Source organism: Dyadobacter sp., assembly GCF_051859145.1.
Classification (GTDB): domain Bacteria; phylum Bacteroidota; class Bacteroidia; order Cytophagales; family Spirosomataceae; genus Dyadobacter.
In genome coordinates this window covers 2,875-6,219 of record NZ_JBHYGF010000254.1, presented here as the reverse complement: position 1 = coordinate 6,219, position 3,345 = coordinate 2,875, and the positions used below count along the sequence as shown (strand labels likewise).

The 3,345-nt window shown below is 48.4% G+C and carries 1 protein-coding gene and 1 pseudogene; one reads left to right on the top strand and one right to left on the bottom strand.

Annotation, left to right across the window (positions count from 1 at the left end; genetic code table 11):
* Positions 1 to 2,313, top strand: a 2,313-nt coding sequence (locus ACTIE6_RS15130; protein WP_439557433.1) for a bifunctional UDP-N-acetylmuramoyl-tripeptide:D-alanyl-D-alanine ligase/alanine racemase, incomplete at its 5' end; no start/stop codon positions are given.
* Here ACTIE6_RS15130 and ACTIE6_RS15125 read toward each other — a convergent pair.
* Positions 2,314 to 3,345: pseudogene (locus tag ACTIE6_RS15125) on the bottom strand (polyphosphate kinase 1); the annotation flags it as partial.

Genomic DNA, 3,345 nt, shown 5'->3' with positions numbered 1-3,345 from the left:
GTAAGGGAATTTGTGCTGGAAGATGCACAACTGCCCGAAAAGCTGCGCGAGACGATCGCGGCCTGGACCGACGCTAAAATCTGGATCGTACCTTCCTCAATCCGCGCATTGCAGAAACTGGTTTCGGAGAAAAGGAGCAGGTTCGACATTCCTGTGATCGGGATTGCGGGCAGCAATGGGAAAACGATCGTGAAAGAGTGGCTGGTGCAGCTTTTATCTCCCGAGCACCGGATCGTGGCGAGCCCCAAGAGCTATAATTCGCAGATCGGCGTGCCGCTTTCTGTCTGGAATATGGGCAACGAGCATACACTGGGCGTTTTTGAATCGGGGATTTCGCAGGTGCATGAAATGGAGTACCTGCAACCTGTGATGCAGCCCACAATCGGTATTTTTACAAATATCGGTTCTGCGCATGATAATGGTTTTAGGAGCCGGAAGCAAAAAATCACTGAAAAGCTGCGCCTTTTCACCAAAGTCAGAAAGCTGATTTACAGAAAGGATTATACGGACATAGACGAGGAAATCAGGCTGATCCTGAAACCTGTCAATGCATTTCTGAAAATGGTAAGCTGGGGCAGCAGCCGGTCAGGGGCTGACGTACAGGTAGCTTTTGAAGTCCAGCCGGACAAAACGCTGATCCGGTTGCAGGGTTTTCTCGGAAGTAACACCTTTGAAACTACATTCCGCGACGAGGCTTCACTTGAAAACCTGGTTCATTGCATTGTATTTATGCTCGACTTCGGCATTGCCGCTGATCAGGTTCAGCAAAAAATCAGGCAGCTTAGATCGGTTTCAATGCGTTTGGAGCTGAAAGAAGGGATTAATCGCAACTATGTAATTGACGATACTTACAACAACGATATTCAGGGCCTGACAATGGCGCTTAATTTCCTGGGCCAGCAGGAACAGCGGCAGAAAAAGGCAGTTATTATCTCGGATCTTTTACAAACCGGGCAGACACCAGCAGAACTTTACCGGGCTGTTTCCAGTCTTTTGAAGGAAAAAAATATTCACCAGGTAATTGCAGTCGGGCCTCAGATCAGCGGACAGGCGGCCTTATTTGATTTCCCGAGCCAGTCTTTTTACAATACTACCGAAGCTTTCCTGAAAGAATTTCCATTTGACACACTAACCGACAGTTTGGTTTTGGTCAAAGGAGCGCGGCCGTTCTCTTTCGAGAAGATCGTGCAGCGTTTACAGCAAAAAGCGCATGGTACCGTGCTGGAAATTAATCTGGATGCATTGGTTCACAACCTCAACTACTATCGCGCAAAGGCGGGTAAAGAAACGAAGATCATGGCGATGGTGAAAGCTTTCGCCTACGGAAGCGGCAGTGCCGAAGTAGCAGCCCTTTTACAATATCACAGGGTTGATTATCTGGGCGTTGCGTATGCTGATGAAGGTGTTGTTTTGCGTGAAAACGGGATCAATCTGCCTGTTATGGTCATGAGCCCCGCTACGCCCACGTTCGATTTGTTATTGCAGCACAGGCTTGAACCCGAAATTTACAGTCGCCGCGTGCTGACTGACTGGATCGCCTACATTGAAAAATTACCCGCAGGTTCTTACATCCCTCCTATCCATTTAAAACTTGATACCGGAATGCACCGGCTCGGCTTTGTTGCCGACGATCTTGACTGGCTAATGGAAAGACTGGGAGAACACTCGGCAATTAAAGTAGCCAGCATTTTCTCACACCTCGTCGGGGCCGATGAAGGTGTGCATAATGAATTTTCGAAGCAGCAATATGCCCAGTTTATCGAAGGTGCCTCCCTGCTTGAAAATAAGCTCGGCTACAAGGTATTGAAACACATTCTGAACTCTGCCGGCATTGTCCGCTTTCCGGAATACAAGCTGGATATGGTCAGGTTAGGGATCGGATTGTACGGGGTTGAAGCAACAGGTCAGGAGCAAAGCGCATTGCAGCACAGCGGCACGCTAAAAACCGTCATTTCACAGATCAAATACCTGACAACCGGTGAAACGGTCGGTTACAGCAGAAGAGGTCAGATCAGGCACGATTCGGCAATTGCTACCCTGGCGATCGGCTACGCCGACGGATATGACAGGCGGCTCGGAAATGGTGTCGGGCAGGTTTGGGTGAATGGGACACTTTGCCCAACGATCGGGAATATTTGTATGGATATGACAATGATCGACGTGACCGAAGCAAATGCCGAAGAAGGAGATGAAGTGATCGTGTTCGGCAGGCAGGTACCTATTATTGATCTTGCCAAAAAAATAAACACGATCCCCTATGAAATTCTCACTGGTATAGGAGACCGTGTTAAACGGGTATTTTTCAAAGAATAGCTATTCTTTGTCCGCCTGGGCTTCTTCCTGGGGCTCAGGCTGAACAATGACAGCAGGTCTTGATTCCAGCTCTTTATCTTCCTCTTCAAACAAATGCGTCGCCATGACTTCGTCCAGCTTGACGTCGTAAAAAGCTTCGTGCACATTGAGCGGTGCTACGCCTTCTTCAATCTCGCATTTGACATAAGATCCGTCTTCCTGCAATTCGTACGCATTTACATTATCCTGCAAACTGTAATACAGAATGTGGATCGCCTGCTGCCGCACACGCGGGTCTACCAGCTTGAAAAGCGACTCAATGCGTTTGTCGAAACTTCTTACCATCGCATCGGCGCTACCACCGTACACGAGTGGGTTTCCATTCTGGTGGAAGTAGAAGATCCGGGAGTGTTCAAGAAAATCACCTACCAGAGACCTGACGGTAATATTTTCACTTAATCCCTTCCGTTTAGGTCGCAAACAGCACATTCCTCTCACGATCAAGCGTATTGGTACGCCGGCCTCCGAAGCTTTATACAATTCAAGAATTGTATCCCTGTCTTCGAGTGAGTTGATTTTAATGCAAATACCACTTTTCAATCCGGCCCTCGCATTCTCTGCCTCCTGCTGGATCAGCTCGATCAGCTTGGCGCGCATATACCGCGGCGCAGTGATCAGGTTCTGGTATTCCGTCGGGATAGAGTGACCGGTAATTACATTGAAAAACTCTGAGATATCGTGGGTGTACTCTTCATTAGAAGTGAGCAGCCCCGTATCTGTGTACAATCTTGATGTATCCTCATTGTAATTCCCGCTCGACAAATGCGCGTAACGTAATACCCGGCTACCCTCATTTCTGACTATGAGCAACAGCTTTGTGTGCGTTTTGAGTAACCCAATCCCGTAAATCACAAAGCAGCCCGCCTTTTGCAGCCTTTGCGCCTCGCGAATGTTATTCTCTTCATCGAAGCGCGCTTTTACCTCAAACAATACCGCCACGTGCTTGCCGTTTTCAGCTGCATGTAAAAGTGCCTCGGTAACACGCGAATTCTT